Source organism: Stenotrophomonas sp. Pemsol (genome assembly GCF_003586545.1).
Classification (GTDB): Bacteria; Pseudomonadota; Gammaproteobacteria; order Xanthomonadales; family Xanthomonadaceae; genus Stenotrophomonas; species Stenotrophomonas sepilia.
In genome coordinates this window covers 1,892,938-1,918,301 of sequence record NZ_CP025780.1, presented here as the reverse complement: position 1 = coordinate 1,918,301, position 25,364 = coordinate 1,892,938, and the positions used below count along the sequence as shown (strand labels likewise).

Below are 25,364 nucleotides of genomic sequence, written 5' to 3'. Positions count from 1 at the left end.
TGCGGGCTCGAGGGCAGGGCGGGAAGGGGCTGGGTCATCGGCGGCGCTCCATGGCCTGTGCTTCCTCGTTGGCTGCCCAGGCCAGTGTGGCCAGCACCAGCGTGCGCTGCAGGCTGGGTTCCACCGCAGCCGCGCCGCGCAGCTGCTGCTGCTTCAGGGTGGACACCGCCGAGGGTAGCTTGCTCCAGCGCGAGGCCATGGGGGTGGCGTCCACCCGGGCCTGCAGCCGTGCAGCCATGCGCGCGATGGTGTGCAGGCGCACTGCCAGCAGGGCGGCCACCACGGTGGTGGCAAGGGCAAGCAGCAGATGCAGGTTGACGTTGGCGGCCGGGTGCGTTGCCGCCCAGACCGCCAGGCCGATCAAGGCCAGCGATGCGAGGGACCCGGTGCGGCGGGTGCGGCCGGGCCCATCACTGCCGAACCCCACCAGTGCGGCGGCCCCGAAGCCGGCCAGCAATGGCAGGCCCGGATACGGCGCGACCCACATCCACGTGCTGGTCGATGCCAGCACCAGTGCTATCAACCATGGCGAAGGCGCACACCATGCCAGGTAGGCACGGCGCACATCGATGGGTGGCAGGTCCGGGTAGGAAAGGGACACGGCAAACAGGCAGTCGGCGAGGCCGACGAGGCTAGCGACCGTTGATGGAGATTCGGTCGAGATTGTGTCGAGATTGCGTGGACGCGGAGCTATCGCGTTCAGGCGTGGCGCTGGTGCCTGAACGGCCGCGGCGCCTCCATGCAATCTCCACGGTGGCTCCAAGAAACGTCCATCAGTGTCTTCCAGACTGCGGCTCCGGCGGTCGCATTGGGTGACTGCCCGCAACCGGGCGTTTCGATGAGCAACCGCAGGACCTGGATGATTGCTGCCGCCGTGGCCACGCTGGCCGCCGGTGCTGGATGGTGGACGTTTGCAGGCGGCGATGATGCCGCGCTGATCACCGCGCCGGCAAGGGTGGCGGATCTGGAGAAGACCGTACAGGCGGTCGGCCGGGTCCATCCGAAGGAGCTGGTGGCGGTGGGCGCGCAGGTGTCCGGCCAGGTCAAGCGCCTGCATGTGGTGCTGGGCCAGCGCGTGCGGGCCGGCGATCTGATCGCCGAGGTCGATTCACAACCGCAGCGGATCGCGCTGCGAAGCGCCGAGGCGGCCACCAATACGCTGCGTGCCCAGCATGCGGCCAGCCTGGCGCGCTATGCGCAGGCCAGTCGTGCTTACCAGCGCCAGTCGCAGCTGGTGGCATCGCGCCTGGTGTCGCAGGAAGGCTTCGAAGCCGCGCGCGTGGCACGCGATGCGGCGCGTTCGGAGGTGGCCTCGTTGCAGGCGCAGATCGACCAGGCTGTGACCCAGGTCGAAACTGCACGGATCAATCTGGGCTATACCCGCATCGTCTCGCCCAGCGACGGCTACATCGTGGCCATCGTCACCAAGGCCGGGCAGACGTTGAACTCGATGCAGACCACGCCAACCATCGTGATGCTGGCGCAGATGGATACGATGACCGTGCGTGCCGAGATCGCCGAGGCGGATGTGGAACTGGTCGCACCCGGCCAGCCGTTGTGGTTCTCGACGCTGGGGCCGAGCGGGCGCCGTTATGAATCCCATCTGCAGCAGCTGGAGCCAGCGCCGACCTCGATTGCCGAGGCCGCTTCCGGCAATGCGGGCGGCTCTGCGCAGACGCCGAAAGCGGTGTACTACGCCGGGCTGTTCGATGTAACCAATCCTGGCCTGAAGCTGAAGCTTTCGATGACGGTGAAAGTGACCCTGCAGCTGGCGCGGGTCGCCAACGCGCTGCAGGTGCCATTGACGGCACTGGCCGAGCCGGATGACAAGGATGGCAACCGCGGCACCGTGCGCGTGGTCGATGCCAAGGGCCGCGCTGAGGAACGTGCGGTGACGACCGGCCTGCGCACCGCCACCGCCGTGCAGATCCTGTCTGGCCTGAAAGCGGGCGATAACGTGGTGGTTGGCCAGGCGCCCAGCGGTGGCGACGCCGAACCCGCCAGCCTGCTGGGGATGTGAGCATGGCCCATGCACTGCTGGAACTGGAGGGCGTATCGCGCGCCTATCGCTCGGCCGCCGGCGAGGTGGTGGTGCTGAAGGAGGTCTCGCTGCGCATCAACGCCGGCGAGTTCATCGCCATCATTGGCCCCTCGGGTTCGGGCAAGTCCACGCTGATGAACATCCTGGGCTGCCTGGACCGGCCGACCGAGGGCAGCTATCGCGTGAACGGCGAGGCCACCGAACAGATGGCGCCGGACGCGCTGGCACGCCTGCGCCGTGAGCATTTCGGCTTCATCTTCCAGCGCTACAACCTGATGGAGAACCTGAGTGCCACCGAGAACGTAGCGCTGCCGGCAGTCTATGCGGGCGTGGACGCACAGACGCGCACTGCGCGCGCACGCACGCTGCTGGAAGCGCTGGGGCTGGGCGAACGCACCGGGAACCGGCCGGGTCAGCTGTCCGGTGGCCAGCAGCAGCGCGTGTCCATTGCCCGCTCGCTGATGAACGGCGGCGCGATCGTGCTGGCCGACGAGCCGACCGGTGCGCTCGATCACGCCAGTGGCCAGCAGGTGATGGCCGAGCTGAAGCGCCTGCACGCGCAGGGCCACACGGTGATCCTGGTGACGCATGATGCGGCGATCGCCGCCAACGCGGCGCGGGTGATCGAGATCGCCGACGGCCGGATGGTGGCCGACCGCGCCGAGCCTGGATTGCTGGCTGCGGCCGCAGGATGCGGGACCGAACGCGGCACGTCGCCGGTCGCCGAGCGCCGCGCACGCAGGGACGCGGTCCGCGAAGCGGCACGCATGGCGGCGCGTTCGATGCTGGCCCATCGCCTGCGCACGCTGCTGACCATGCTCGGCATCATCATCGGCGTGGCCGCGGTGGTGACCGTGGTTGCGCTGGGCAAGGGCGCACAAGCGCAGGTTGAATCCCAGATCAACGCGCTGGGCGCCAGCACCCTGGAGATCTTCCCGGGCGCAGATTTCGGTGACCCGCGCTCGGCGGAAGTCGAAACGCTGGTGGTGGCCGACGCGGACCATCTTGCGGCGTTGAGTTATGTGGACAGCGCCAGTCCGAACCTGACGGGATCGGTGGCGGCACTGCAGGGCAGCCGTCGTGCCAACACCCAGGTGCTGGGCGTAGGGGCCGACATGCCGCGCGTGCGGGGGCTGCGGCTGAAGGCCGGCCGCTTCTTCACCGACGCCGAAGTCGATGCGCACCGCGCAGTGGGCGTGGTCGACCAGAAGGCGGCGAAGGCGCTGTTCACTGGCAATCCCATCGGCAGCACGGTGCTGCTGGGTGGCATGCCGGTCGAGGTGATCGGCGCGGTCGGTCCCAATGCGTTCGCCGGTGGTGCAACCCCCACGGTCTACGTGCCGTACACCTCGGCGGCTTCCCGGCTGCTGGGCAGCCAACGCCTGGAGAGCATCACCGTGCGCGTACGCGACAACGTACCCACCAATGCCGCCGAAGCCTCGCTGGGCGCCGAGCTGGAGCGCCTGCATGGCCGTCGTGACTTCTTCATCTACAACGCCGACCAGATCCGCAAGGCGGTGATGAAGTCCAGCCAGACCCTGGCCGCGTTGGTTTCGGCGATCGCGGCGGTGGCGCTGGTGGTGGGCGGCGTAGGCGTGATGAACATCATGCTGGTGTCGGTGAAGGAGCGCGTGCGCGAGATTGGCGTGCGGCTGGCGGTGGGGGCGCGGCAGAACGACATCCTGCGCCAGTTCCTGATCGAGGCGGTGCTGATCTGCCTGTTCGGCGGTGTGCTGGGGGTGTTGCTCGCGTTCGCTGTGGGTGCGCTGTCGAGCCTGTTGTCGCTGGGCGTGCCGTTCCTGTTCTCGCCGGGGCCGGTGCTCGCCGCACTGGCGTGCTCTTCGGCCATCGGGCTGGGCTTTGGCTACTTTCCGGCACGCACTGCCGCGCAGCTGGACCCGATCCAGGCATTGGCGGCGGAGTAGGGGCGCACCCGGTGACATCGTAGCCGCCATCACGGCCGGCGTTGCGGTAGAACGGCAGCAGCCACAGGTGGCTGATGCCGGGTTCACGGTGACCAGCCTGCTGCGCGGCATGGCAGCGGTCGGTGAACCGGATGGCACCGCATCATTACGCGGCATCCACGGTCCTTGGATGCCTGGGCGCGCACACTGAACGCTCACCCGATGCGCCGAGGAGACTTCCCGCATGGCCCGTCGCAAGATGCTTCGCATTGCCACGTTCAACGTCAACGGCATCGGCACACGCCTGCCGCAGCTGTTGGACTGGCTGCACAGGGAATCGCCGGATGTGGTTGCCTTGCAGGAACTGAAGGCGACCGACGCCGCGTTTCCGGCTTCGGCATTGGAAGAGGCTGGCTACGGCGCGCTCTGGCAGGGCGAGGCGCGGTGGAACGGCGTGGCGCTGCTGGCACGAGGGACCACGCCGGTCGAGAGCCGCCGCCGATTGCCGGGCGAGCCCAAGGACACCCAGAGCCGCTACCTGGAGGCGGCGGCGCATGGCATTGTGGTGGGTGCACTCTACCTGCCCAACGGCAACCCGCAGCCCGGGCCCAGGTTCGACTACAAGCTGCGCTGGATGGAGCGCCTGATCCGGCATGCGCGCAGCCTGGTCGAGCTGCCGCACCCTGCGCTGCTGCTGGGTGATTTCAATGTGATTCCCACCGACGCCGATGTCTATGACCCCAAAGCCTGGCGCCGCGACGCGCTGCTCCAGCCGGAGGTACGCGAGGCCTTCGAACGACTGCTGGCGCAGGGCTGGACCGATGCGGTGCGGAAGGTGCACGGCGACGCCACGATCTACACCTTCTGGGACTATTTCCGCCAACATGCCGAGCGCGACCGTGGGTTGCGCATCGATCATCTGCTGTTGAACCCCGTACTGGCGGAGCGACTGAAGGACGCTGGCGTCGACCGCTGGGTACGCCTGCAGGAAAAGGCCAGCGACCACGCGCCGGCCTGGGTGACGGTAAGCGCGTGATCAACGCGCGGCTGGGTCTTCGCGACGCTCGCGGCGCACCCGTGCGCGGGTGCGGTACAGGCGGCTGTCCGCTTTCTGGATGGTGTCGGCCACCGGTTCGCCAGGCGTGTTGATGGCCGCACCCATCGAGAACGCGCTGGGCGAGAGCGCGGCGTGGTCCTGGTACCAATGCTCCAGTTCGCTCAGCCGGCCGTCCGCAGGCGCGACCAGTACCACCATGAATTCGTCGCCGCCCAGTCGCACCACCGTCTCATCCCTGCCCAGCGGTGAGCGCAGGAACGTGGCGAACTCGACCAGGACGGCGTCGCCACGCCGGTGGCCCTGGGTGTCGTTGATGTGCTTGAAATGGTCCAGATCGAACATCACGCAGGCCCAGCGCTCGTCAATCAGTTCATCCAGCCGGTGCAGGTAGCGCCGGTTGTAGCACTGGGTGAGGGGATCCTTGAAGGACATTTCGCGCAGCTGCTGCTCCTGCATCCGCAGCGCGGTGACGTCCTGAGCATGTCCCAGCACGTAGGGCGGGCTGGCTTCGTTGTCGAGCACGTTGTGATACGCCCAGTAGTGGCGCGTTCCGTCCGCGGCGATCAGCTCGATCACACCAGCGTCGGTGTGGTTTGCCTGGATCCGAGCGAGGTAGGCATTGAAGCCCGCGCGTTTTTCCGGCGGCATCAGGTCACACAGGCTGCGCCCGATCATCTGGCTTTCTTCGAAACCCAGCGATTGCACGGCCGCCGGATTCACCGAGGTCAATGTTCCGTCCAGCGTGTGGGTGCAGATCAGGCCCAGGCTGTAGTGGAACAGTCGCCGATAGCGGGTTTCGCTCGCTTCCAGCGCATCGAGCGCGGCTCGCTCGTCCGTGATGTCCTGGATCGCCCCGACCAGGCGCGGATGCCCGTCGATCTGTTGCCGGCTGCCAACGACGCGCGTCCAGATCGAGCGACCGTCGGCCGTGGTCATCGGCAGCTGCACTTCCCAGGACGTGCCTTCGTCGATGCAACGCTGCACTGCTGCCCGGATGATGTTGCGGCTGTCTTCGCGATAGAACGACAGCGCGGTGTCGAGCGTCGGTTCAAAGTTGCCGCGCACGCCGTGCAACTGCTTGGTCTCGCGGGTCCAGCGCACTTCGTTGGTGACCAGGTCCATCTCCCAGCCGCCCACCCGGGCTGCACGGTTGGTGCGCTCCAGGAAGTCCTCACTGCGTTTGAGCTCACGATGCAGCGCCTTGGCCTGGCCCACCTGCGCCATCAGCATGCTGCGCTGCTCCAGTACCTGGGTGGTGACCCGGGCAAGGTGCACCATCAGCTCGCGCTGGGACGGAGACAGCACGCCGGGCATCGGATCGAGCAGGCACAATGTGCCGATGCGTGCGCCGTGCGCGGAGCCCAGAGGGATGCCAGCGTAGTGACGGATGCGCGGCCCGCCCGTCACCAGTGGATTGGTGGAAAAACGCGGATCCTGGCGTGCATCGGCTATCTCGAGCAGCTCGTCCTGGCGTATGGCATGGGTGCAGAAGGAGATTTCGCGGGCCGTTTCACTGACGCCCTCAAGGCCGATGTTGGCCTTGAACCACTGACGGTCTTCGGCCACCACGCTGATCAGGCCCATGGTCATGCCGGTCGCGGCGCGGGCGGCGGCGACGATGGCATCGAACACCGGCTCCGGCGGCGTGTCCAGCAGGTGCAGTCGTTCGATTTCGAGCAGTCGTTCGGCTTCGTCCATGGTGCTTTTCAGGGCAGGGTGGCGAGGGCGGTTGCGGCGGCTGTCTGGCACTACGCTAGTGCTTGCCGCGTTATGTATCGCCATGACGGGGTGATGCCGACGTGACGCATCGCGGTCAGGGTTTGCGGGGCCCGCGCGAGGGCCGCACTGAAACGTGACGGTGGTCGCGAACATGCCAGCGCCAGGGGAAGTCCACCGCGCGGGTGATGCCGATGCGGGGCCCGATCACCGGATCTGCCGGAGGCGGCACGCCATCGCTGGCGATGACAATGCCGTGGCTGCCTGTCACCAGATCGGCGCCGTCGAAGCTGCGGTCCAGCCCGAAGGCCTGCGAGAGCTTGCCGGGCCCGCTGGCCAGATCGTGGTCGCGGCGCGCAGCGGGGCGCAGTTCGCGCATGCGCTCCAGGCCCAGCAGCGGCTCGATGGCCCGCAGCAGCACCGCTACGCCTTCGCCCACTTCGCCGCAGACAACGTTGCTGCCCCAGTGCATGCCGTAAGTGAAGTAGACATAGAGGTGGCCGGCCTCACCGAACATGCTGGCCGTACGCGGCGTCTGACCGCGATAGGAGTGTGCGGCCGGATCGACACTGCCCGCGTAGGCTTCGACTTCAACAATGCGACCGACGCGACCATCGTTGCGCACCAGCAGCTTGTTGAGCAGCTCCGGGGCGAGCTCGGTTGGCGGGCGCCGGTAGAAGCCGCGCGGGAGGCTCTGCAGGGAAACGGGCAACCAGTCCGGCACGAGAGTGGCAGGTTCGGGCGAGAGAGCTGGCACTGTGGCACTGGCGAGGTGAAACGTGCGCAGACGCCACGTCATTCCGGTGCAGGCGGAGCGGCCAGTGCCGCGCGGCGGGAGGCATAGATCTCGGGCGTCTGCGGCTTGATGAACAGTGCCACCAGTTCCGGATGCTCGCGCTTCACCGCCATTTCGATGCGGGTGATGCAGGCTTCGATCTGCGGGGTCCGCCGATCGTCCTCGAACTCGGCACTGAGCATGGCCACCACCTGTTCCGGGCCCATCTGCATGGTGGTCACCCCGTTCGCGCGACGCAGATCCGGATCGGTTTCGGCCACCGCCATGATCCGCTCGGCTACTGCCGGATGTGCAGGCTCTCCGACCAGCAGGCCCTTGGTTTCACGGGCCAGGAGGAAGGCGGTTGCGGCCAGCACGCCGGCGATGCAAAGGGAGGCGACCCCATCAAGCACCGGCATGTCCAGCACCTGCGCGGCCACCAGCCCGATCAACGCGAAGCCCAGCCCGAGCAATGCAGCGCTGTCTTCCAGCAGTACGGTGAAGGTGGAAGGATCCTTGCTGCGGCGGAAGGCTTCGAAGTAGCCAAGCTTGCCTTTGGTACGCCGGAACTCGCGCAGCGCCACCCACCAGGAAGCACCCTCGAACAGGATGGAAATGCCCAGCACGCTGTAGCTCAACGCATGGTTGGTGGCCGGCTCCGGCCGGCGGATGTGCTGGATGCCCTCGTACGCCGAGACGCCGGCGCCAGCAGCGAACACCAGCAGGGCGACGATGAAGCTCCAGAAGTACAGCTCGCGGCCATAGCCGAAGGGATGCACCGGGTCCGGCGCCTTGCCGGCACGGCGCAGGCCGTACAGCAGCAGCAGTTCATTCAATGTGTCGACCAGCGAATGCACGCCTTCGCTGAGCATGGCCGAGCTGCCGGAGATGCCGGCAGCGACGAACTTGGCGATGGCAATGGCGAGGTTACCCGCGAGGGCGGCATAGATGACGAGACGGGAGCCGGTGGGGGCGGACATGGGCAGGCTGAACAGTGACGGCGCAGTTGAGTGTGGCTGGACCGCCGTCCGTGTGGTGTGCACGTGTGCCGGCCCGAAGTGGCTTTCGGCATTGTCCGATGTTGGCCGCGCGCGGCCCTGCCTAGCCTGAGCTCTTCCTCAAGAATGGAACGGGCGCGGTGCTCGACCTTGTTTTCCGCAACGCATCTGGTGAGCCGAGCCGCTATCGCAGGGCGGTCAACGCGTGCTCGTCCGATCCGGTTCGGCTGAGCCGTATGGCGCTTTGCGTTGCCGGCCTTGTTGCGTTGTGCGATGCCACATACTTCATGCTCGATGGCAAACCGTCGCGTTCCGCCGACAACCCGGCCGCTGCGGTCGAAATGCCTTCGGCGCCTGCACTGCCGGAGGACGGCTATCCACTGGCCATTCTTTCCCATGCGTCGGTGCGCCGGAGGCTTCGGCCAGAAAGCGCAGGAGCATCCGAGGCCAACGCGCGCGACCAGCCGCCGGCCGCGACCCTGGCTTCAGCGCAGTGGATTCTGCTTCCGGTGCTGGGCTTGCTGGCAGGCGTGGCCGCGATGATGACGCATGCGCCGGGAATCGGTCTCTGACCGCGCGACGCCCGGTGTCGCAGCGTTGCGGGGGCGATGTGGCAAGCGGCGATGAAGAAAGGGCGGGCTCAAGGCCCGCCCTTCTGCTGTCAACGGAAGCGATAGCCCAGCTGCAGCTCGGCACGGGAATCGTCCTGTCCCCAGACCCGCTGACCGACGAGCTGCGCGCCCAACGAGAGTTGGTTGCGCCGGTAGTCCAGGCCCAGTGCCACCTGATGGTCAAGGCCCTGCGCGCGCAGGCCGGGAAGGACGAACGACTGTCCAGCAGCGCCCAGCAGCTGCGCATGGCGCGCGTCGCTGTGCACCGCCATCGCCTTGGCCACTGACACGTCTGCGTGCACCCGCAGGTTCGGTCCCATGGAGTACGCCCACTGACTGCCCAGTTCCATGCGCAGGCCTCGGGTACGGCCCGGGACCACCTGCAGGCCGAAACTGCCGGCGCTGGCCTCGCTGAAGGCGCTTTCGTCAAGTTGGAAAGCCATGCCCTTCAGGCGCGGCTGCCAATGCAGGTTGCCGCGCTTGAGTTGGTGGCTGAGCGTGGTCGCCAGCATGCTCCGATGCATCTGGCGCTGGCTGCGCGCCACCTCACGTACCTGTCCAAAGGCAAGACTGCGCTGGCCCTCCAGACCATGACGCTCATAGCCGAACTGGTGGCGCAATTGCAGCGTTCCCCACTGCTGGGCCATGCCAACGCCAGCGAACCGGGAGTGCCCACGTTGCTGCGCCCCCCCCAGTTCGCCCTTCAGGGCGGCGGTCATGATCTGCAGCGTGCGGCCGTTGCCCAGGCCCAACGCCACATGCGCTGCCGAACCGTCTCCGCGCACGCCGAAGTCGTTGCGGGCGCCACCGCCGAACGAAAGCACTCCTGGGCGGTCGGCTGGCAAGGCGGCCAGCTGCGACCACAGCGCGTCCGCGTTGCCGGTCATGCCCAGGCTGCGGCTGGCTACATCGGCGCCGGACAGCTGATGCAGGGCACGCTGGAACTCGCGCTGGTCTGCGACTTCCAGGCCATGGAACAGCGCGTCATTGCGGTATCCCGCTTCCAGCGCGGATGCGAGACCGGCCTGGTCGGCCGAGGCGAGTTCGCGATAATCGCGCCGCTGCATGACGACATCAATGCCGCCCTCGGCGTTCTGGTGGGCGCGTGCCGACCATGTGACCGTTGCGCTGCGCACATTTTCGGCGCCGCCCTCGGCGCCCGTCACCACGTCCTTGAGCGTCACGTTGGACGCATCGGTGCCACGCGTGAACCCGGTGTCTACGTCGACATCCTGCAGGGTGCCGCCGTCATGCAGGGCGAGCTGGCCTGCGCTGCCGTTGGCGTTGGTCCCGATCGTATAGCCGGAGATGCTGCGCTGCGCCTGCCACCCGATGTCAGGCGCGCCACGACCCGCGTCGGCTGCCGCCTGGGTGGGTGCGTCCGCATGCATGGCACTGCCGGCACCGTAGATGTTGACCACGCCATTGTTGATCAGGCGGCCGCCGCCGGCGCCCATCTGGAAAGCGAACGAATCGGCGCTGTGGATGTTGATGACACCCTTGCGGCGATTATTCAGGGTCGCGCTGCCGTCGGACTTCATGGCGATCAGCCCACGGCCGGCAGACTCGGTGGCGGTCCCCAGATTGATCACGCCGTCGTTGAGCAGCGTGGCACCCCGACGGCCGTCCATGGCGACGGTGCCGTCGCCGGTGACGGTCAGCGTGCCCTGGTTCAACAGCGTGGCGTGTGTGCCTTCCGCGGTCAGGAGGCTGCTGCGCGCGGCCGAGCCCTGGATGTGGCCGCCGCTGCGGTTGATCGCCTGGCTTGCAAAGCTGTCGGCGACCAGGCGCAGTACGCCTCCCTGACCCTGGTGGGTGATCGAACCCCGGTTGTCAAGCACAGTGATGGCATCACGGTCGTTGCCATACTGTGAGGTCACCGCGTCGATCAATGCGCTCCCTGCGGAGGTCCCTCGGGCCTGGATGGTGCCGCCGTTCTCGAATTCCGCGCGCCCACACAGCTGCAGAACGGTACCGGTCACGTCCAGCACGGCGCCGCGATTGTTGTCGAAGTCGGCATCACCGGCCAGCGACCATTGGCCGCCATTGAGGGTCATGCGGCTGTGGTTGTCCAGCTCGGCTTCATGCGACAGCGTGACCTGCGCGCCATCGAATTCCGCAGTGCGGTGGTTCTCCAGGCTTGCCTCGCGATCCATCGACAGCGTGCCGGCGACCCGCAGCGTGCCATGATTGTCGAGGTCGGCGTCGCCTTCCAGGCGCAGTGTGGCCGGCTGCTGGATCTGCAGTGTGCCGTTGTTGCGGAGTTCACCGTCGTCTGTGATATGGAGCGTGCCATTGCCGATCTGCAGCTGGCCATCGTTGCGGGTGTCGCCGGTGATGCGGGTGGTCAGCGGCTGGCTCCAACTGGCCTGTACACCGGCGCCCAGCAGGACGCCGCCGCGACCGTAACTGCCACCTTCGGTGCCCGGCGCCGGCCCACCGGTGCCACCGCCGCCGCCAGCGCCCGCCCCAGGTGCCGATGCACCGCCACCACCGCCACCTCCACCGCCAGCTGCGGCGGCGCCGAGGCCGAGAGCGGCCAGACCGCCCCACAGCCAGGCGCGGCTTGTCCCGCTCTCCGTGCAGGCGTGGGCATCATCATCCGTACACTCCGGGGCGTTGCCCGCCATCGCCGGAAGCGGTGCGAGCAGCGCCAGGGAAATCATCGCGGCCAATGGCCGTTGAACAGATGCGGCTTTCATGAAGGAACTTGGCTCCGATCACGCTTGTTAAGGTGGCGTGATCGTCCCGCTCAGTTCGTTGCCATGCCATAGGACACATACGATCCTCGGGCGTGGCAGCTGCCTTTCGCACGCTACGCATTGGCGCTGCGCAGGCTTCCTACCTGCGTGGGTTCAGATACAGCCGGGCCCCATCCGACTCGCGGAACCCCGACCAGCGCCCGCCTCCTGACGCGCGGAAGCGCCCGAATACGGTGTTGTTGGTATCGGTCAGCAACAGCTGGTTGCCCGACAGTACCCAGCGGTTGGCCGAGAAGAAGCCGTCCGGGCAGCCAGCAGGCACGTAGGCGCTGTAGCCACCGAACCACTCACTGTTCTTCAGCTCAATGGTGCAGGTGTTGCCGTTCTCCTGGCCCAGTGTCCAGCTGCCGAACAGATCGCTGTCGCGCACATCGCCGCCGCCACGGTGGCGGTCATGGCTCCAGTCGTCGTTGTCGTCGTGGAAACCGAAGCCCACGTCGATCTCTTTGCTTTCGCTGCGTGACTCGGACTGCGAGCTGCCACTGGTGGTGGTCTGGGTGGTCACCGAGCCACTGGTCCGGGTCTCTGTGCTGCTCGATTGGGTGGTCTGGTCGGTGCGGGTGGTCTGTTCGCCGAAGCCGGACGAGGCGTCCTGGGCAAGGGCGGGCAGGGCCAGGAAGTACAGCGCCGACAGGCAGCTACGGGCAAGCAGGGCAGCCATCGCAGGATCCTCGGAAGGGTGGATCGCGCGAGTATCGAACCGGTGGGGTGGGAGACGGTGTGAGGGCGCGCCCTGAGGCAAGCCAGCCAAGAACAGGTGCTGTCCGCTGAAGGGTCGTGCCGGCCGCTGGCCGGCTCCCCTTTGACGCCCAGATACCGAAGGAATGCCGGCCCGCGGCCGGCACTTCCCGCAGCCAGGCATCGCCTGGCGCTACTGATCCGGCTTCACCCTTGCCACCCGTTTCCGGTACTTATACACGTTGTCACCGCGGATACGCTTGTCCTCGGTGCCGGTGATCCGGCCGACCTGCTGGTCCGAGCCGGTGACCGGTTTGGCCTCGATCTCGGTCTCGTGTTCGAAGGAGTGCGATTTGTCGGTGTTGCGGTAATAGCGGTACAGCGCCCAGTACAGCGCGGTTGCGCCGGCCGGACCTGCCGCCAACAGCCAGAGGCCACTGTCGTCGCTCATGTCGATGCCACCAGGAAGGCAATTGCGAGGGCTTCAATGACGGTGCCGGTGGCCAGGGCCGCCAGCAGCATCTTCCATTGCTGCACGGGCACGCTGCCCATGGTTTCGCCGGTACGGCCGTTCACTGCGATGTAGTGCAGCATGCCGCCGTTCTTGCCGGGCTGGTGATACGAGTACAACCACACCGGCAGGTACATCGACACCCAGCGCGTTCCATGCACCTCCAGCTGCTCCTGTTCCCAACGCACGCCACGGTTGTAGCGCCTCACCGAACCTTCCACCTGCGCACGCGCGATCGACAGCAGCTGGTCTTCCAGCCGCGGCCGCAGCTTCTCCACGTCCAGGTTGCGCTTCTCAGAGGTGAAGCCGGCCAGGTATGAGGCGTTCCATTTCACCGCGTTCTTGGTGTCGAACGGCAGGATGGTGTTGATGATGTTGTTGGTGTTGGCGCGGGTATCCAGATTGCCGCGCTCGGCCGAGGATTCCAGGGGCAGGTCATCGACCGTGAAATCCACCTGGCGTTCGACCTGGTAGACATCTGCGTCGTACAGGGTGCGTTTGTTCTTCTCGCTGCCGACCGTGTATTGCCGGGTCTGGATCTCGCCCTTGCCGGCCACGGCCGCGCTGACATTGCTGTCCACGATCATGTAGGGCAGGAACACGCCCACCACGTTTTCCGGGGTGAACTGCTCCTTGAACGCCTTCAGCGCGAACATGCGGCGTTTGTCGACGAACTGGCGGATGCGCGCGACCGCATCGTCCTTCTTGATGTGGAAGGGCAGCACCGCATCGGGCACCGCACCATTGCTGATCTGTTCGTTGACGCCGAAGACGTGGCGGCACCAGTGGCAGCGCGCCGTCATCGTGCTTTCGGTATTGACCGTGACTTCGGCACCGCAGCCCGTGCACTTGAACGTCATCAGCGCCGAGGTGTCGGCGTCGATGTCACGCGCGCCGGAGGCGATGACCGTACCGCGCAGCTGGTCGATGGCCTCGCCCAGCCCGAATTCCTCCTCGACGCGCGCGCCATGCCATTCGTGACGGCAGTACAGGCAGACGAGGATATCGGTGCCGGCCTTGGGCCGGATGTCGGTGGCGCCGCACTTCGGGCAGCGGTTAAGGCCGTCCTTCAGCTCGCTGGCTGAGGTATCGATGGCTACAGGATCGGGCGCTTCCACTTCATCGCGGATGGCCTGGGGCAGCTTCGAGGTGTCCAGCGGGAAGCTGCCGGGCAGGGGAGGGACGTCCTGCGGTGAACCGGGCCCATCCAACGACGCCGCCGGCAAGGGCGGCGGCGTCGCGGGCGCGGATCCGGGCAGCGGCGGTGGGCCGTTTCGGGGATCGGACATGTTCGTTGTGCGTCCTGCTGTTACAGGCCCAGTGCCTTTGCTTTCAGGGCGTCGTAGTCGCCCTGGGTGATCAGGCCCAGGTCCAGCATTTCCTTGGCCTTCTTCAGCTTGGCCACCGGATCGTCGGCAGCCGGCGTGACCGGCTGCTGCATGCCGCCGACACCGAACATGCCCGAGGCCATGCCGACACCGACCAGGCCAGCCGCACCGCCGTTCTCGCCGGCCGACTGGATGCCCTGGGCGACGCTCGCCTGCAGGTTGGAATTACCGCGCGAGCCGGACAGCGCATCTGCGCGCTGGACGGTCTTCAGCAGTTCGCGGGTGTTGGCGTCGTACTCGATCGAGACAATGGCGGTCTTGACGATGGCCAGGCCGCGATCAGACTTCCACTGGTAGCCCTGCTCGACGGCGGCCGACAGGCTCTGTGCAAAGCCCAGCGAGTCCTGCTGCAGCTTGGTGATGCGGTTGCCCTTGCCCGGATCGTTCGTGTACAGGCTGAAGGCCGGTGCCAGCGAACCGACCACTTCATTGAACAGCTGGCTGGCGGCGGCGTTGTCCAGGTCGGTGAAGTCGAACACCTGGCCCGGCTGCAGGTAGCTGGCCGGCACGAAGTTCTTCACGAACAGGATCGGGTCGACGATCTTCAGCGTGTACGAGCCGCGCGTGACCGCGCCCACCTGGGTATTGAGGAAGCCATCGTCCCAGTAGATTTCCGACTGGGTACCGAAGCGGTTGTCCGGCAGCTCCTTCAGCGAGACGAAATAAGCCGCCTGCTGCGAACCGGGCTGGCCGCCGAACTTGAAGCGTTCCCAGCTCTGCTTGATGAAGGTGCTGACCAGACCGTCGCCGGCGAAGATCGACTGCGAGTTGGGATCGTCCGAACGCCACTCGTAGCCGCCCGGTTCGGCGACGAACGCGGTGATCGCGCCGTCCTGGAACAGCAGCAGGCCGTAGCCCTCCGGCACGATGATCTTCGAGCCGTTGGTGATGATGTTGGACGAGCCGCTGGTGTTGGAACCGCGGCCGGCGTTGGTGCCGCGCGGCACCGCCGCGAACAGGGCCGCCGTCGAGGGCAGGCCCGTGGGCACGGTGTAGAAGTCCTTCCACTGGTCGGCCAGCACACCACCGACTGCACCCTTCACCGCCTGTACCAGACCCATGTCCAACTCCCTGTGATTCGAGGGCAGGCACCATGCCTGCCGAGCTGGACTGACTATAGAGGAGCGGCATGGGCCGCCGCCACCGCCGCGCGCGCCTCCCATTCATCATGGCGCGACGGCGGCAGCAGGCGATCAGGCCATGCCGCGCGCGATCAGGGCATAGCCGATCATCAGTGCCAGGCACAGTGGCAAGGTGACGAAGGAGGCGATCATCCAGCGCAGGGCCTTGCGCGAAGCCTCGGTGGCCGCGCCGATCTGGCCGCTGGCGACCAGTGACGTGCTGCGGTTGGCGTAGACGGTGGCGACGATGCCGAACGGCCAGAAGCCGGCGATGATGCTCAGGATGGCCCACATCAGGTAGTTCCTGGGGGGCACGGGTGGCGGGGTGCGGTCCATGCGGTCGATCTCCTTGATCATGCTGCGGCCGGGAGCGCGAGTATGCCGACAGGCCAATCGCAGCGGAAGGCATGCCACCCGTGCGTGGTGCGCAATCTTCTGCTGGTCGAATGGTCATTGATCGGGGGCGGCGACGCGGCAGGCATGCGCGGTGGCCTGCGGGGCTGGGCGAGCAGGCGGTGTAGCCGTCATGGCGGCGCAACACGTGCCCGCCTCTGGTTCGGGCAGACGCGCTGATCATCAGCGTGGATGGGATTTCGGCGGCTTGCCTTCACCTGCTTTGCGGCGAGCGGCGAGCGGCGCACGGAAACGTGGGCGACAAATATCCGGCGCGGATATTCACGTCATTATCATGCTTATTTTCTGGAAACTCGCTCTCCATAATCCAGGGACGCGATGGCCGGAACACAGGGAGCGCCGCGTCACAGGCAGTGCCGCCCTGTGGCGCACGACCCAGGCCTGGACGACGTCCGCGTTGCCGACCTCCAGCAGCGATGGCAGTTCCCGGCACCGCGGGAGCGGAAAGCGTGCACGGCAACAGCGGTTCGACCAGCGGGCACGGCATGCGGCGTGGACGTCGCAGCATCCCGCGATGATGCCGGAGGGCCTGCATCGCGAGATCGCCCGTTGCAGATGCATCGGGTCGCCATTCCAAAGGGGAGTTTCGATGCACAGGCAAGTCAGTGAGATGCTGCAGCGCGCTTATCGGCCCTATCCGTCATTGCCCGACCTGCTGGGCGCGTTCGTGAAGGAGCTGTCCCGGCACAAGGTGATGCGTGGTGGTCAAGTGCGGTTGCGTGGTGCGGTGGCAGGGGCGGCAGCGGGGTTGCCGGCGGCGTCCGGGAATGCGGAAGAGGTTTGCTTGCAGCGGGTTCCCATCCGCTATGGCGGCGAGCTGTTGGGTGAACTGCACCTGGAAAGTGAGGGGGGGCGGCTGGATGGCAGTGCGTTGGCGCTGGGGGAGCAGTTTGCCCAGCGCTGCGCGCACCTGATCAAGCGCTACGAGGCAAAGGACTGGGCCGAACAGGCGCTTAGCCGGCCGCTGCTGCTGGTCGGCGCTGGCGAGGCGTTGAAACAGATGGATGAATTCGTCGAGCGCGCGGCGGCCAGCCCGCTGCCGGTCCTGCTGCGCGGCGAGTTCGGTACCGAGAAGATGGAGCTGGCCGCTGCCCTGCACAGTGGCGGCCCTTGCAGGCAGGGCCCGTTCGTCGAAGTGAACTGTGTCCACCCGCAGGGCGAAGCCAGCGACTGGTTCGCGCGCGCACAGGGCGGGACGCTGTACTTCCACGAAGTCGACGAACTGCCGGTGCCGCTGCAGGGCCAGCTGTCACATCGCATGCGTGGGCTGCCTGCTGCCCATGCTGAAGCGCTGGCGGCCGGCCCGATACGGGTGATCGCTTCGACCAGCGCGGACCTGGAACAACGGGTGAGAGAAAAGCAGTTCTCGCGCGCCCTGCTGGCCGGGCTGGAGTTCCTGACGGTGGATATTCCACCGCTGCGCGAACGGGTGGAGGACATCGGTGCGCTGGCGGCGCGTTCGCTTGAGCTGCATGGATTCAATCCCCACGTGCTGGGCGACGATGTGCTGGAAGCCCTGTGCGCGCATGACTGGCCCGGCAATCTATTGGAAATGGAGCGGGTGGTGGTACGGCTGGCGGTGATGACCGGTGGCCGATGCATCCGCCGCGAGGATCTTGCACGCCACGCGCCGGATCTGGCAGCAGGCCACGTCGCCAGCGGTGCCGGGTGCGCGCCGCAACGGCTGCCCACGCTTGAGGAGATCGTCGCTCCTGAGCCCGCGCAGCCGGATACGGTGCGGGCAGCGCATGAGGGCCTGCACGACGGCCTGAAACGTGCGCTGGCCTATCTGAAGGACCATGCTGCGGAGCCGCTCACCCTGGGCGACCTCGCTCGCCAGGCCCATGTGAGCCAGTCGCACCTGGGATTCCTGTTCCGCAGCGAGCTGGGCACGACGTTCAAGCTGCTGCTGCAGCAACTTCGCATCGAGCATGCCAAGCAGCTGCTGCGGGATGGGCAGCGCCTGCGCATTACCGATGTCGCGCTGCAGGTCGGCTTCGGTGACCTGAGCCACTTCGAGAAGAGCTTCCGGCGCGCGGTAGGGGTCAGCCCGCGCAGCTACCGGCGAACCCCGCACCAGTAAAAGCAACGCCCCGGCGCAGGCGCGGGCCTGCCCGGGGCGCTGGGGTGGCAGATCCAGCGTTACCGTGCGTTTGCTTCTGCAGCGCGCTGCACGGCCTGCTCGGCGGCTTCGTCGGCGCGCCGTGCCGCCTCGGCGGCAGCGTCGACCGCGCGTTGCGAGACCTCCATCGCGGCGCGGATGCCGTCTTCACTGGCGGCCATCGCGGCGTCCGCCAGCTCCTGGGCGATCTGCATCGGGGATTTGCCCGCCGGATGGGCGGGAGTGGGCTTGCCGGGAAGCGGGGTCGGGAAGGTCATCGTCGGTGCTCCTGCTGGGGATGAGGGGGGAACACCGTCGCTGCGTTCCCCCAGGATGTGGCGCAATGCCGCCTGGGCATCGGCCAGGATCTTCTGCGCCTGTTGCCGGGCCGCCAGGCGTCCGGCAGCAACGGCCGCGCCGGCTGCCGACGCGAGCGCCTCCGTTGCTGCCTGCACGCCATCGCCACCTGGCGCCGGAGCCGGGTTCACACCGCGTCCGCCCGGTAATCCAGCGTCCCTTCATCGCCCAGGTAGCCGCCGGTTCGGCGGTAGTCCTGCAGGGTGATCACATTGTCCTCCACCTGCACCAGCGCCTGCGCTCTGGAGCCATCGATCGGGAACTGCACGCTGGCACCATCCTGGCCGAGGCGGCCGCGGGAAACCGGATGTTCGTTGAGGAATTCCTGCGCATCGCGCAGCTGCCACCGCACGGCCTCGCGCAGCCGGCTGTCATCCTGCAGCAGGTCGGGATCGTTGTCGAAGCAGGCTGCCATCTGCTGGGCGGCCAGCGAGATGCGGGCGTAGCCGATCTGCCGGTTCGCGGCCAGGCTTGCGTCGATCGCCTCACGCACCTGCTCTGGCGACGGCAACTGTGGCAGTTGCGGCCCGTCCAGGAAGCCGAACAGGATCGGCAGCACCTGCTGCAACGCGCGGGTGGCACGCGCCAGCCGATGCTCGCGACTGCCGCCACCTGCGCTCACCCGCTGGTAGAAACGGAAGTAGTCGGCAAACTCGATGGGCCTGCGCGCGTGCAGCAGCGCGAAGTGGGCAGCGTCGGCCAGGTCATCGCGCCCTGTGGCAGGCATGCCGACCTCACCGGCCAGTTGGTGGAGCGCCAGCGACTCACGAAAATCCAGTTGCTGCAGCAGGGGAGCAGCGGCCGCACCGATCGCCGCCAGGAACGCGCGCGAGGCCCCGAGGTCGGTGTTGGTCAGCAGCTGGTGTTTGTCCAGTACCCGCTGCGCCTCGTTGTGCGACAGGCGTGTTTCTTCGTCAAACTCCATGTTGCGCAGGGCACCGAGGTCGCTGGCGCCAAGGCTGAGCAGCTTGATCGGGCCGACCTGCAACCCGAGGCGTGGCAACCATGTCATGCGCGAACCGTGCAGACCCTGCTGCACCCCATCGAGCATCGTGCCCTCGTCGGAGAAAGCGTAACGGTGCTCATGCGATTCCATGGCCCACTTCAGCCATTGCTCGCCACCGTCGATGAACTGAAGGACATGCCTGCAGGGTTGGCTGATCTGATTGGCCTGGGGGATGGAACGACCGGCAATGAAAACGCTCATGCGTGGCTCTCCTGGTGGCCTCACTGGGCCGGAAATTCCTTTAGGACGGTCGCAGCGGCATTGCCGACGCGATTGAAGTCGTCGGTGGCCCCCTGCATCATGTTCTGCGCCTGCGTGAGCACCCTTGCATACTTTTCGTCCCCCGTCGCCAGGTACTGGGCCATGGCCACGCCGGCCGCGGTGGTCGCGATGGTTGAGACATTGCGCAGGGCGTCGGCGGCATCCTGCACGGCGATCGCCGCAGACTGGGCCACCGACTGGTAGGCCTTGCCGGCGCCACTGGTCTTCACCACGGATGCGGACATGGTGGCCGTCTGCACCTGGTTGATCACATCGATGACCTGGGCGTTGACGTTGCTCGGGTCCATACGGGCTCCTTGATGGGCGGGTGGGGCCGCAGGCGGCCTGCAGGGTGTCAGGCCCCGGCGTCAGCGTCGGCTGCCGGGGAAGAAGAAGGAGAATCTGGCGCGGGATCCTGGGCGGGACCTGCGTCCGGATCCGGACCGGACGCGGCGTCGGGCGCAGGACCGGGCGCAGGCGCTGCCGCATTGCCTGCAAGCGTTTGGAGTGCATGCAGGCTGCTGGTGGCGGCCGCAGCGTCGGCAGTGGCACCGTGGGTCTGTGCCTGCAGGACGCCGATGGCGGTCTTTCCTTCTGCGGTGGCCGCGGCGATCACGGCCGCAGGCGAAGGGGGCGCCGGCACCGGGCCGGGCAGGGGGATGACCTGCGGCGGTGGCGGCGGAGGGGGTTCCGGAGCAGGCGGTGGCACCGGCCAGGGGGCATTGATCATCTTCGCGCAGGTCGCGGTGACCGCTGCGTTGCTGACCATGCCGGCACCCTGCTGGCGTGCGACAGCGTTGTGCATGGCGGTGCCCAGCGTCTCCAGCATCACCATGTCCAGCATGCTGAAGGACTGCGCCGGCCCCTGGGCCACCAGCAGGGTCGAGGCGGCACTGACGCTGTCGACGATCTGGCTGTTGACGGTGTTCTCACTGCTCATGACGGAACGGCTCCCTTCTGGATGATCAGGGCCAGGACCTGGGCCAGGCTTGCGCCGGCGGTCACCTGGCCGCGTTGCTGGTTGGCCACCGCGTTCTGCATTGCCAGGCCGAGGCTGTCGGCCATCGCCAGGTAGGTGGCGGACATCGCGAACGAGGGGGCGAGGGCGATCGCCACACCGGATCCGGCGCTGGTGGCGGCCAGCAGGTAGCCGGTGGCGGGCGATGCGGCCATCGATCAGGGGCCCGGCGTGACGCCGCCCTGAGCGGGGGCGCGGTGGTTGGCGTCACGCCGGGCCGACACGTCAGCGCAGACCCAGGATTTCGCGGGTGGCCACGCCGTTGGAGGCGGTATCGATCGCATACAGCGTGGACACCCCCTGGGTGGTCGACGCCTGCATGGTCACGTAGGACTGCTGCTGGTTGTTGGTGGCGTTGTGCGCGGCGTTGGACAGCGCCTGGCTGGTGGCCACGAACAGGTTGCCCATTGCGATAGCCGGCGCATCACCAAGCACCTTGGTGTTGACCTGCGAGACCGAATCGGTGATCTGGCTGTTGACGGCGGTGGGAAATGCCATGGTGGAAGCTCCTAGGGTGGACAGCACTACAGGAACGGAGATTGCCGGCACTCAATGGAATCAGCCGAGAATCTTCCGGGTGGCGGCGCCGGTGGCGCCGGTATCGACGGCGTAGAGCAGCGCGACGCCCATCGTGGTCGCGGCCTGCGCCGTGACATACATCTGCTGCTGGGCGAGCGTCGCGTTGTGGGCGGCATTGGCCAGTGCCTGCGCGGTGGCCTGGTACAGCGTGCCCATTGCCGTGGCAGGCGCCACGCCCAGCGTCTGCAGGTTGGCCTGGCTGACCGAGTCGGTGATCTGGTCGTTGACGGCCGTGGGAAATGCCATGGCTCAGCTCCTTGCCTGCCGGCGCATCACGCGCCGAGGATCTGCTTGGTGGCCACGCCTGTGGTGGCGGTGTCGATCGAATACAGCGTGGCCACACCCATGGTGGTGGCCGCCTGCGCCGTCACATAGGACTGCTGCTGCGCATTGGTGGCGTTGTGGGCGGCGTTGGCCAGGGCCTGTGCGGTGGCCTGGTACAGATTGCCCATGGCGACGGCGGGCGCGTCACCCAGCACTTTGGTGTTGGCCTGGGTGACCGAATCGGTGATCTGGTCGTTTACAGCGGTCGGGAATGCCATGTCGATCTCCTTGAGGTTGGCGGATCAGCTACGGAACGACAGGTCAGGAACCCAGGCCGCGAACGCGGGTGCTGAGGATTTCCTTGCTCGCCACCGCTGTGGTGGCGGTATCGATCGAGTACAGGGTGGCCACGCCCATGGTGGTGGCCGACTGCGCGGTGACGTAGGACTGCTGCTGCGCGTTGGTGGCGTTGTGGGCGGCATTGGCCAGCGCCTGTGCGGTGGCCTGGTACAGATTGCCCACTGCCACGGCGGGCGCATCGCCCAGCACCTTGGTGTTGGCCTGGGTGACCGAATCAGTGATCTGGTCGTTTACCGCGGTTGGAAATGCCATGTCCTGCTCCTGCGAAAGGGTGGAAGTGCGTGGTATCCAGTGTCACGGTGCGTCGCCTGCAGCGGCCTGGGCCTCACCGTGGGGCCAGAGTAGGAAATGGCGTCGCCGCCGGATTGGCGGAATCGACGGAGAATGCGGGGGGATCACCGTGAAGGTGCGGCGTGAATGCGGCGGAACTGATGATCATCGCCGTCGTCGCCAGCGCTTGCGGGTTGCCCTGGGGCACACACAGAGGCTGCACGTGGGTAGCGCGATCCGGCGGCGACGGGCCGTGGCCACGTCGTCGCCGGGTCCGGCCGCTCAGAGCATGTAAGGGATCTTGAACGCCAGCGTGAAGTCCGGTGCATCCGGGGTCAGCCCGATGCCCAGCAGGGTCACCAGTGTGGTGTGCTGGTTGAGCGCGTAGGTCACGCCCAGATTCAGTGATGCCGCGTTGGCGTCGCTGCCGATCACTTTCATCCACTTCCCGCCTTGGAAACGGGTGGAAGCGCGGGCGCTGATGCGGTCGCTGAAGGACAGGCTGAGGCTGGTGCGCTCGTTGAACGCAAAGGCCACGCCAGCGCCGAAGTAGACCGCGCCGCCGAGCTTCACGTCACCCGGGTTGACCGTGTCGGGGTTGCTGTCGATGTCGCTGAAACCACGCGGGAACGAATGCACATAGCCGACGTTGGCGAACAGGATCGCCGGATCGGCGGTCTTGACCATCGACAGGCCCACATTGGCCTGCCACACGCCATTGCCGGTGGGCTGTTCCCTGGGTACGGCGAAGCGGATGTAGTCATCGTCGTCTCGCTCGATCACCTTCCAGTCCAGACCGTAAGGTGCGCGCCCGGTAGGGGCGGTCACGCCGGCAGTGAGAACGGTCTCCGGGCGCCAGCCGCGTTCGCCGAACAAGCGGTAATTCGCACTCAGGCCGATATCGCCCAGCCCGTTGCCATTGGTTTCTTCCTGCGCGATCGCGGCCGCCGCACCGCCGGCGCCGCCCTTCTGGTAGACGGTGCGCCGCGCCAGGTAAGGCACGTCCAGGTTGAGCGTCAGGTTCGGGCTGACACCCCAACGTGCGGCCAGGTTGTAGGTAAGCGAATCGGATTCAACGCTCTCGATGGCGATGTTGCCGAGGAAGATCGCGTCCAGCGCCAGGAAACCATTGAGGGTGAGCTGCTTGCGGTCGTAGCGGGCGTAGGTGAGGCTGTTCTCGACGGTGAAGCGGCGCGAGAACAGCGCCGACTGCTGTTGTTTCACATCATCCACGCTGCGCCGCGATTCCTGCTTCGCCTGCTGTGCCTCGGCGGCGGTACTGGCGTAGCCTTCGCCACCCGACGAAGTCTGTAGAGTCGCGCCACGCTCGACTGCCGTAGCCGTAGACAGGGCCATCGGGCCAACCTTCCCACTCAGCCGCGCCTGCATGGCCTGCACCTGCATGTCCAGTTCGCGCAGCCGCCGCACTTCCTGCGCATAGTTGGATTTGAGCTGCTCCAGCTGGTTGGCCAGTGCCTGCACGTCGGCGCCATCGTCCGCCGCGGGTGGCGCGGCGAAGGCGGTGCCCGCCAGCGCCGCCAGCGCCAACGGTGTGATCCTCATCAGGGTGTGCATGTTCGTGTCCTGCGTTGTGGAACGCTTCCCCCAACGCCGTGCCGTGGTGCTACCGGCCCGGCCCCATGCCGCAGTTCATCGCAATCGCCTGGGCCACGTTCTGGCTCAACGGCAGGTTGCCGCCCGCGGTATCCCGCACCAGCTCCAGCCGCAGCTGGTTGCTGGCCATCTGGCCGTCACCGTTCAGGGCGATGCCCTGGCCGACGCTGCCGTTGCGTATCCATTGCTGGACCAGGCCCTGGCCATCCACCTGCAACTGCAGGCGTGCCTGGTTGCCGTCCAGCACCGCGGAGGCCGAGACGCCTGCACCCTGCGCACTGAGCGAATAGGCACCGTCATACGAACGGGCCGGCACCGTGCCGTTGCGCACCACCAGCGTGGTCGCATTGCGGGCGACGTTGCCGTCGCCGGCCACCTGCACGCTCTGCACCAGGCCGCTGGCGTTGGCCAGGCCACTGCTGTCGATGTGGCGACCCTGCGTGTCAGGCAGCGGCGCATCTGCGGCGGTCACGTGCACGCTGGGCTGGAAGCTCAATTTCGGGCTGCCGCCGCCGCGGAAGTCCATGCCCAGGGTCAACGCACCCTGCAGCACGCTTCCGTTGCTGGCCTGCCACTGCGAGACCATCGTCACTCCGAACCAGGCCACGGTATTGCCACCTACGGTGTAGCGGCCGCGCATCAGGTTCAGTTCGGGATCCGGAATTTCCTTCAGGCCACGCCCGGGCGCCGCGTCCGCTGCCTGCAGGGGCAGGGCGGGGCAGGCCAGCAGCAGGGCCATCAACAGTCGGTGGCGGAACATGGCGGAGCCTCCTTCAGAACAGGTCGGCGTGGCTGAAGCCGAAGTCGACCAGTTCGGCATCGGTGATCGGCCCCTGTCGCGCGTAGAGCGCGCGGGCACTGGGCCGTTCGCTGGGTTGCAGCAGGACCGTGTTGCGATCGAAATCACTGCCGATCACCACGAATACGGCATGCGATGGCCACGCAGCGAGGAATTCAGGCAGCGCCAGGCTGCGGTTGCCAAGGATGGGATCAGCCACCTCGACCACACCGCCGCGCACCTGCTTGAGCACCACGAAGTGGCGGAAGCCGCGCACGTCCATCAGCACAAGGCCGGGAACGCGAAGCGTGCGCAGGCGCGCCTCATCGATGCGATAGCCGCGCCCGCGCATGCCCAGCGATTCCACGTAGCGCTTGATGTCGAGCAGCGAAAAACCGCGCTCGGCCACCAGTGCCGGATCGGAGACCCCCATCATCCCTTCGATCACCGTGGCCTCGTCGGTGTCCAGGTGGTAGGCATGGCGCAGGAGGGTCGCCAGCGCGGCCGCCCCGCAGCTGTAATCGGTGTGCTGCCGCACCACATTGCGGTAGCGCCGCTCCTGCATGCTCTCCACCTTCCGCTGCAGCAGTGCACCATTGGGCAGTACGCCGGCGAAGCCGACGTCGCCCGCCCACGCAGACGCGCCGCCCAGCAACAGCAGGCAGGCCAGCAGGCGTATCGAGAGACGGTGGCCGAACATCGCATTCTCCGGCAGCAAGGGGGAGCCCCTGTCCCAAGGGGGAGGAGGAACAGGAGCTCCCGGGAACCCGGCCATTGGCG

General features: G+C 67.0%; 27 protein-coding genes. 5 read left to right on the top strand and 22 right to left on the bottom strand.

The features are described from left to right. Positions 1-34: 34 nt before the first annotated feature. Entirely contained in the window at positions 35-601 is a 567-nt protein-coding gene (locus tag PEM_RS08960) for a hypothetical protein (RefSeq protein ID WP_240431609.1), read from the bottom strand. A gap of 237 nt (positions 602-838) precedes the next feature. Here PEM_RS08960 and PEM_RS08955 point away from each other — a divergent pair, with 237 nt between their 5' ends. The 3 genes from PEM_RS08955 (at position 839) to xth (ending at position 4,981) form a co-directional block, all read left to right on the top strand. Continuing rightward, on the top strand, positions 839-2,020 hold the full coding sequence (locus tag PEM_RS08955; RefSeq protein WP_111128134.1) for an efflux RND transporter periplasmic adaptor subunit: 1,182 nt from the start codon (positions 839-841) through the stop codon (positions 2,018-2,020). Between the two features lie 2 nt (positions 2,021-2,022). Continuing rightward, positions 2,023-3,966, top strand: coding sequence for a MacB family efflux pump subunit (locus PEM_RS08950; protein WP_065186447.1), 1,944 nt, complete (start codon positions 2,023-2,025; stop codon positions 3,964-3,966). Positions 3,967-4,189: 223 nt separating this feature from the next. Next, a complete protein-coding gene (xth, locus tag PEM_RS08945) occupies positions 4,190-4,981 on the top strand; it encodes an exodeoxyribonuclease III (protein WP_005416667.1) in 792 nt (263 codons plus the stop codon). Here xth and PEM_RS08940 read toward each other — a convergent pair whose 3' ends face one another. The 3 genes from PEM_RS08940 to PEM_RS08930 all read right to left on the bottom strand — a co-directional run bounded on the left by PEM_RS08940 (position 4,982) and on the right by PEM_RS08930 (position 8,473). Continuing rightward, on the bottom strand, positions 4,982-6,700 hold the full coding sequence (locus PEM_RS08940) for a diguanylate cyclase (RefSeq protein WP_111128132.1): 1,719 nt from the start codon (positions 6,698-6,700) through the stop codon (positions 4,982-4,984). Between the two features lie 115 nt (positions 6,701-6,815). Beyond that, the gene (locus PEM_RS08935; protein WP_111128131.1) at positions 6,816-7,442 is read right to left on the bottom strand and encodes a DNA-3-methyladenine glycosylase; all 627 of its coding nucleotides are present in this window, start codon (positions 7,440-7,442) and stop codon (positions 6,816-6,818) included. 71 nt (positions 7,443-7,513) lie between these two features. Continuing rightward, entirely contained in the window at positions 7,514-8,473 is a 960-nt protein-coding gene (locus PEM_RS08930; RefSeq protein ID WP_095377543.1) for a cation diffusion facilitator family transporter, read from the bottom strand. Positions 8,474-8,631: 158 nt separating this feature from the next. Between PEM_RS08930 and PEM_RS08925 the strand changes: the two genes are divergently transcribed. Then, on the top strand, positions 8,632-9,063 hold the full coding sequence (locus tag PEM_RS08925) for a hypothetical protein (protein ID WP_146256554.1): 432 nt from the start codon (positions 8,632-8,634) through the stop codon (positions 9,061-9,063). Positions 9,064-9,152: 89 nt separating this feature from the next. Here PEM_RS08925 and PEM_RS08920 read toward each other — a convergent pair whose 3' ends face one another. From PEM_RS08920 to PEM_RS08890, 6 genes are all read right to left on the bottom strand, one after another. Then, positions 9,153-11,804 (bottom strand): hypothetical protein, encoded by a 2,652-nt coding sequence (locus tag PEM_RS08920; RefSeq protein ID WP_146256553.1) that lies wholly within the window; start codon positions 11,802-11,804, stop codon positions 9,153-9,155. Positions 11,805-11,943: 139 nt separating this feature from the next. Next, on the bottom strand, positions 11,944-12,525 hold the full coding sequence (locus PEM_RS08910) for an AprI/Inh family metalloprotease inhibitor (protein WP_111128128.1): 582 nt from the start codon (positions 12,523-12,525) through the stop codon (positions 11,944-11,946). Positions 12,526-12,735: 210 nt separating this feature from the next. Next, the gene (locus PEM_RS08905) at positions 12,736-12,993 is read right to left on the bottom strand and encodes a hypothetical protein (protein ID WP_119706097.1); all 258 of its coding nucleotides are present in this window, start codon (positions 12,991-12,993) and stop codon (positions 12,736-12,738) included. Further along, the gene (locus PEM_RS08900) at positions 12,990-14,342 is read right to left on the bottom strand and encodes a membrane protein (protein ID WP_032954186.1); all 1,353 of its coding nucleotides are present in this window, start codon (positions 14,340-14,342) and stop codon (positions 12,990-12,992) included. Before PEM_RS08900 ends, PEM_RS08905 begins: the two co-directional genes overlap by 4 nt. Before the next feature lie 20 nt (positions 14,343-14,362). After that, entirely contained in the window at positions 14,363-15,502 is a 1,140-nt protein-coding gene (locus PEM_RS08895) for an SPFH domain-containing protein (RefSeq protein WP_065186440.1), read from the bottom strand. A 132-nt stretch (positions 15,503-15,634) separates the two neighbouring features. Then, complete coding sequence (locus PEM_RS08890) at positions 15,635-15,898, bottom strand: CD225/dispanin family protein (protein ID WP_032956532.1); 264 nt, start codon at positions 15,896-15,898, stop codon at positions 15,635-15,637. Between the two features lie 667 nt (positions 15,899-16,565). Between PEM_RS08890 and PEM_RS08885 the strand changes: the two genes are divergently transcribed. After that, positions 16,566-18,059: an AraC family transcriptional regulator gene (locus PEM_RS08885; protein WP_111128126.1), complete on the top strand. Its 1,494-nt coding sequence runs from the start codon at positions 16,566-16,568 to the stop codon at positions 18,057-18,059. A gap of 59 nt (positions 18,060-18,118) precedes the next feature. On the opposite strand, the gene PEM_RS20475 is transcribed toward PEM_RS08885, so the two are convergent. From PEM_RS20475 to PEM_RS08825, 12 genes are all read right to left on the bottom strand, one after another. Then, entirely contained in the window at positions 18,119-18,532 is a 414-nt protein-coding gene (locus PEM_RS20475) for a hypothetical protein (RefSeq protein WP_235649634.1), read from the bottom strand. 29 nt (positions 18,533-18,561) lie between these two features. After that, complete coding sequence (locus PEM_RS08875) at positions 18,562-19,641, bottom strand: hypothetical protein (protein WP_111128125.1); 1,080 nt, start codon at positions 19,639-19,641, stop codon at positions 18,562-18,564. A 20-nt stretch (positions 19,642-19,661) separates the two neighbouring features. Continuing rightward, on the bottom strand, positions 19,662-20,009 hold the full coding sequence (locus PEM_RS08870; RefSeq protein ID WP_005416654.1) for a hypothetical protein: 348 nt from the start codon (positions 20,007-20,009) through the stop codon (positions 19,662-19,664). Between the two features lie 47 nt (positions 20,010-20,056). After that, positions 20,057-20,641 carry a RebB family R body protein gene (locus tag PEM_RS08865; protein WP_111128124.1) on the bottom strand — a complete coding sequence of 195 codons (585 nt, stop codon included), beginning with the start codon at positions 20,639-20,641 and terminating at the stop codon, positions 20,057-20,059. After that, on the bottom strand, positions 20,638-20,874 hold the full coding sequence (locus PEM_RS08860; RefSeq protein ID WP_005416652.1) for a RebB family R body protein: 237 nt from the start codon (positions 20,872-20,874) through the stop codon (positions 20,638-20,640). Before PEM_RS08860 ends, PEM_RS08865 begins: the two co-directional genes overlap by 4 nt. Before the next feature lie 70 nt (positions 20,875-20,944). Next, positions 20,945-21,217: a RebB family R body protein gene (locus PEM_RS08855; RefSeq protein WP_005416651.1), complete on the bottom strand. Its 273-nt coding sequence runs from the start codon at positions 21,215-21,217 to the stop codon at positions 20,945-20,947. Between the two features lie 60 nt (positions 21,218-21,277). Further along, complete coding sequence (locus PEM_RS08850) at positions 21,278-21,544, bottom strand: RebB family R body protein (RefSeq protein ID WP_005416650.1); 267 nt, start codon at positions 21,542-21,544, stop codon at positions 21,278-21,280. Between the two features lie 26 nt (positions 21,545-21,570). Then, entirely contained in the window at positions 21,571-21,840 is a 270-nt protein-coding gene (locus PEM_RS08845) for a RebB family R body protein (RefSeq protein ID WP_005416649.1), read from the bottom strand. Between the two features lie 43 nt (positions 21,841-21,883). Next, positions 21,884-22,174: a RebB family R body protein gene (locus PEM_RS08840; protein ID WP_005416648.1), complete on the bottom strand. Its 291-nt coding sequence runs from the start codon at positions 22,172-22,174 to the stop codon at positions 21,884-21,886. Positions 22,175-22,474: 300 nt separating this feature from the next. Continuing rightward, a complete protein-coding gene (locus PEM_RS08835; RefSeq protein WP_111128122.1) occupies positions 22,475-23,767 on the bottom strand; it encodes a transporter in 1,293 nt (430 codons plus the stop codon). 49 nt (positions 23,768-23,816) lie between these two features. Then, complete coding sequence (locus tag PEM_RS08830; RefSeq protein WP_111128121.1) at positions 23,817-24,566, bottom strand: hypothetical protein; 750 nt, start codon at positions 24,564-24,566, stop codon at positions 23,817-23,819. A 13-nt stretch (positions 24,567-24,579) separates the two neighbouring features. Then, positions 24,580-25,284 carry a C39 family peptidase gene (locus PEM_RS08825; protein ID WP_111128120.1) on the bottom strand — a complete coding sequence of 235 codons (705 nt, stop codon included), beginning with the start codon at positions 25,282-25,284 and terminating at the stop codon, positions 24,580-24,582. Positions 25,285-25,364 lie beyond the last annotated feature (80 nt).

Excerpts from the sequence above, each read along its gene's own strand:
- PEM_RS08835 (WP_111128122.1), bottom strand. The coding sequence starts at position 23,767 with ATGCACACCCTGATGAGGATCACACCGTTGGCGCTGGCGGCGCTGGCG.
- PEM_RS08845 (WP_005416649.1), bottom strand. The coding sequence starts at position 21,840 with ATGGCATTCCCGACCGCTGTAAACGACCAGATCACCGATTCGGTCACC.
- PEM_RS08895 (WP_065186440.1), bottom strand. The coding sequence starts at position 15,502 with ATGGGTCTGGTACAGGCGGTGAAGGGTGCAGTCGGTGGTGTGCTGGCC.
- PEM_RS08840 (WP_005416648.1), bottom strand. The coding sequence starts at position 22,174 with ATGGCATTTCCAACCGCGGTAAACGACCAGATCACTGATTCGGTCACC.
- PEM_RS08950 (WP_065186447.1), top strand. The coding sequence starts at position 2,023 with ATGGCCCATGCACTGCTGGAACTGGAGGGCGTATCGCGCGCCTATCGC.
- PEM_RS08855 (WP_005416651.1), bottom strand. The coding sequence starts at position 21,217 with ATGGCATTTCCCACCGCCGTCAACAGCCAGATCACCGATTCGGTCTCG.
- PEM_RS08930 (WP_095377543.1), bottom strand. The coding sequence starts at position 8,473 with ATGTCCGCCCCCACCGGCTCCCGTCTCGTCATCTATGCCGCCCTCGCG.
- xth (WP_005416667.1), top strand. The coding sequence starts at position 4,190 with ATGGCCCGTCGCAAGATGCTTCGCATTGCCACGTTCAACGTCAACGGC.
- PEM_RS08850 (WP_005416650.1), bottom strand. The coding sequence starts at position 21,544 with ATGGCATTTCCCACGGCCGTCAACGACCAGATCACCGACTCGGTCAGC.
- PEM_RS08875 (WP_111128125.1), bottom strand. The coding sequence starts at position 19,641 with ATGAGCGTTTTCATTGCCGGTCGTTCCATCCCCCAGGCCAATCAGATC.
- PEM_RS08825 (WP_111128120.1), bottom strand. The coding sequence starts at position 25,284 with ATGTTCGGCCACCGTCTCTCGATACGCCTGCTGGCCTGCCTGCTGTTG.
- PEM_RS08920 (WP_146256553.1), bottom strand. The coding sequence starts at position 11,804 with ATGAAAGCCGCATCTGTTCAACGGCCATTGGCCGCGATGATTTCCCTG.
- PEM_RS08830 (WP_111128121.1), bottom strand. The coding sequence starts at position 24,566 with ATGTTCCGCCACCGACTGTTGATGGCCCTGCTGCTGGCCTGCCCCGCC.
- PEM_RS08905 (WP_119706097.1), bottom strand. The coding sequence starts at position 12,993 with ATGAGCGACGACAGTGGCCTCTGGCTGTTGGCGGCAGGTCCGGCCGGC.
- PEM_RS08910 (WP_111128128.1), bottom strand. The coding sequence starts at position 12,525 with ATGGCTGCCCTGCTTGCCCGTAGCTGCCTGTCGGCGCTGTACTTCCTG.
- PEM_RS08860 (WP_005416652.1), bottom strand. The coding sequence starts at position 20,874 with ATGGCCGCATCGCCCGCCACCGGCTACCTGCTGGCCGCCACCAGCGCC.
- PEM_RS08955 (WP_111128134.1), top strand. The coding sequence starts at position 839 with ATGAGCAACCGCAGGACCTGGATGATTGCTGCCGCCGTGGCCACGCTG.
- PEM_RS08900 (WP_032954186.1), bottom strand. The coding sequence starts at position 14,342 with ATGTCCGATCCCCGAAACGGCCCACCGCCGCTGCCCGGATCCGCGCCC.
- PEM_RS08865 (WP_111128124.1), bottom strand. The coding sequence starts at position 20,641 with ATGAGCAGTGAGAACACCGTCAACAGCCAGATCGTCGACAGCGTCAGT.
- PEM_RS08890 (WP_032956532.1), bottom strand. The coding sequence starts at position 15,898 with ATGGACCGCACCCCGCCACCCGTGCCCCCCAGGAACTACCTGATGTGG.
- PEM_RS08940 (WP_111128132.1), bottom strand. The coding sequence starts at position 6,700 with ATGGACGAAGCCGAACGACTGCTCGAAATCGAACGACTGCACCTGCTG.
- PEM_RS08870 (WP_005416654.1), bottom strand. The coding sequence starts at position 20,009 with ATGGACCCGAGCAACGTCAACGCCCAGGTCATCGATGTGATCAACCAG.
- PEM_RS08885 (WP_111128126.1), top strand. The coding sequence starts at position 16,566 with ATGCACAGGCAAGTCAGTGAGATGCTGCAGCGCGCTTATCGGCCCTAT.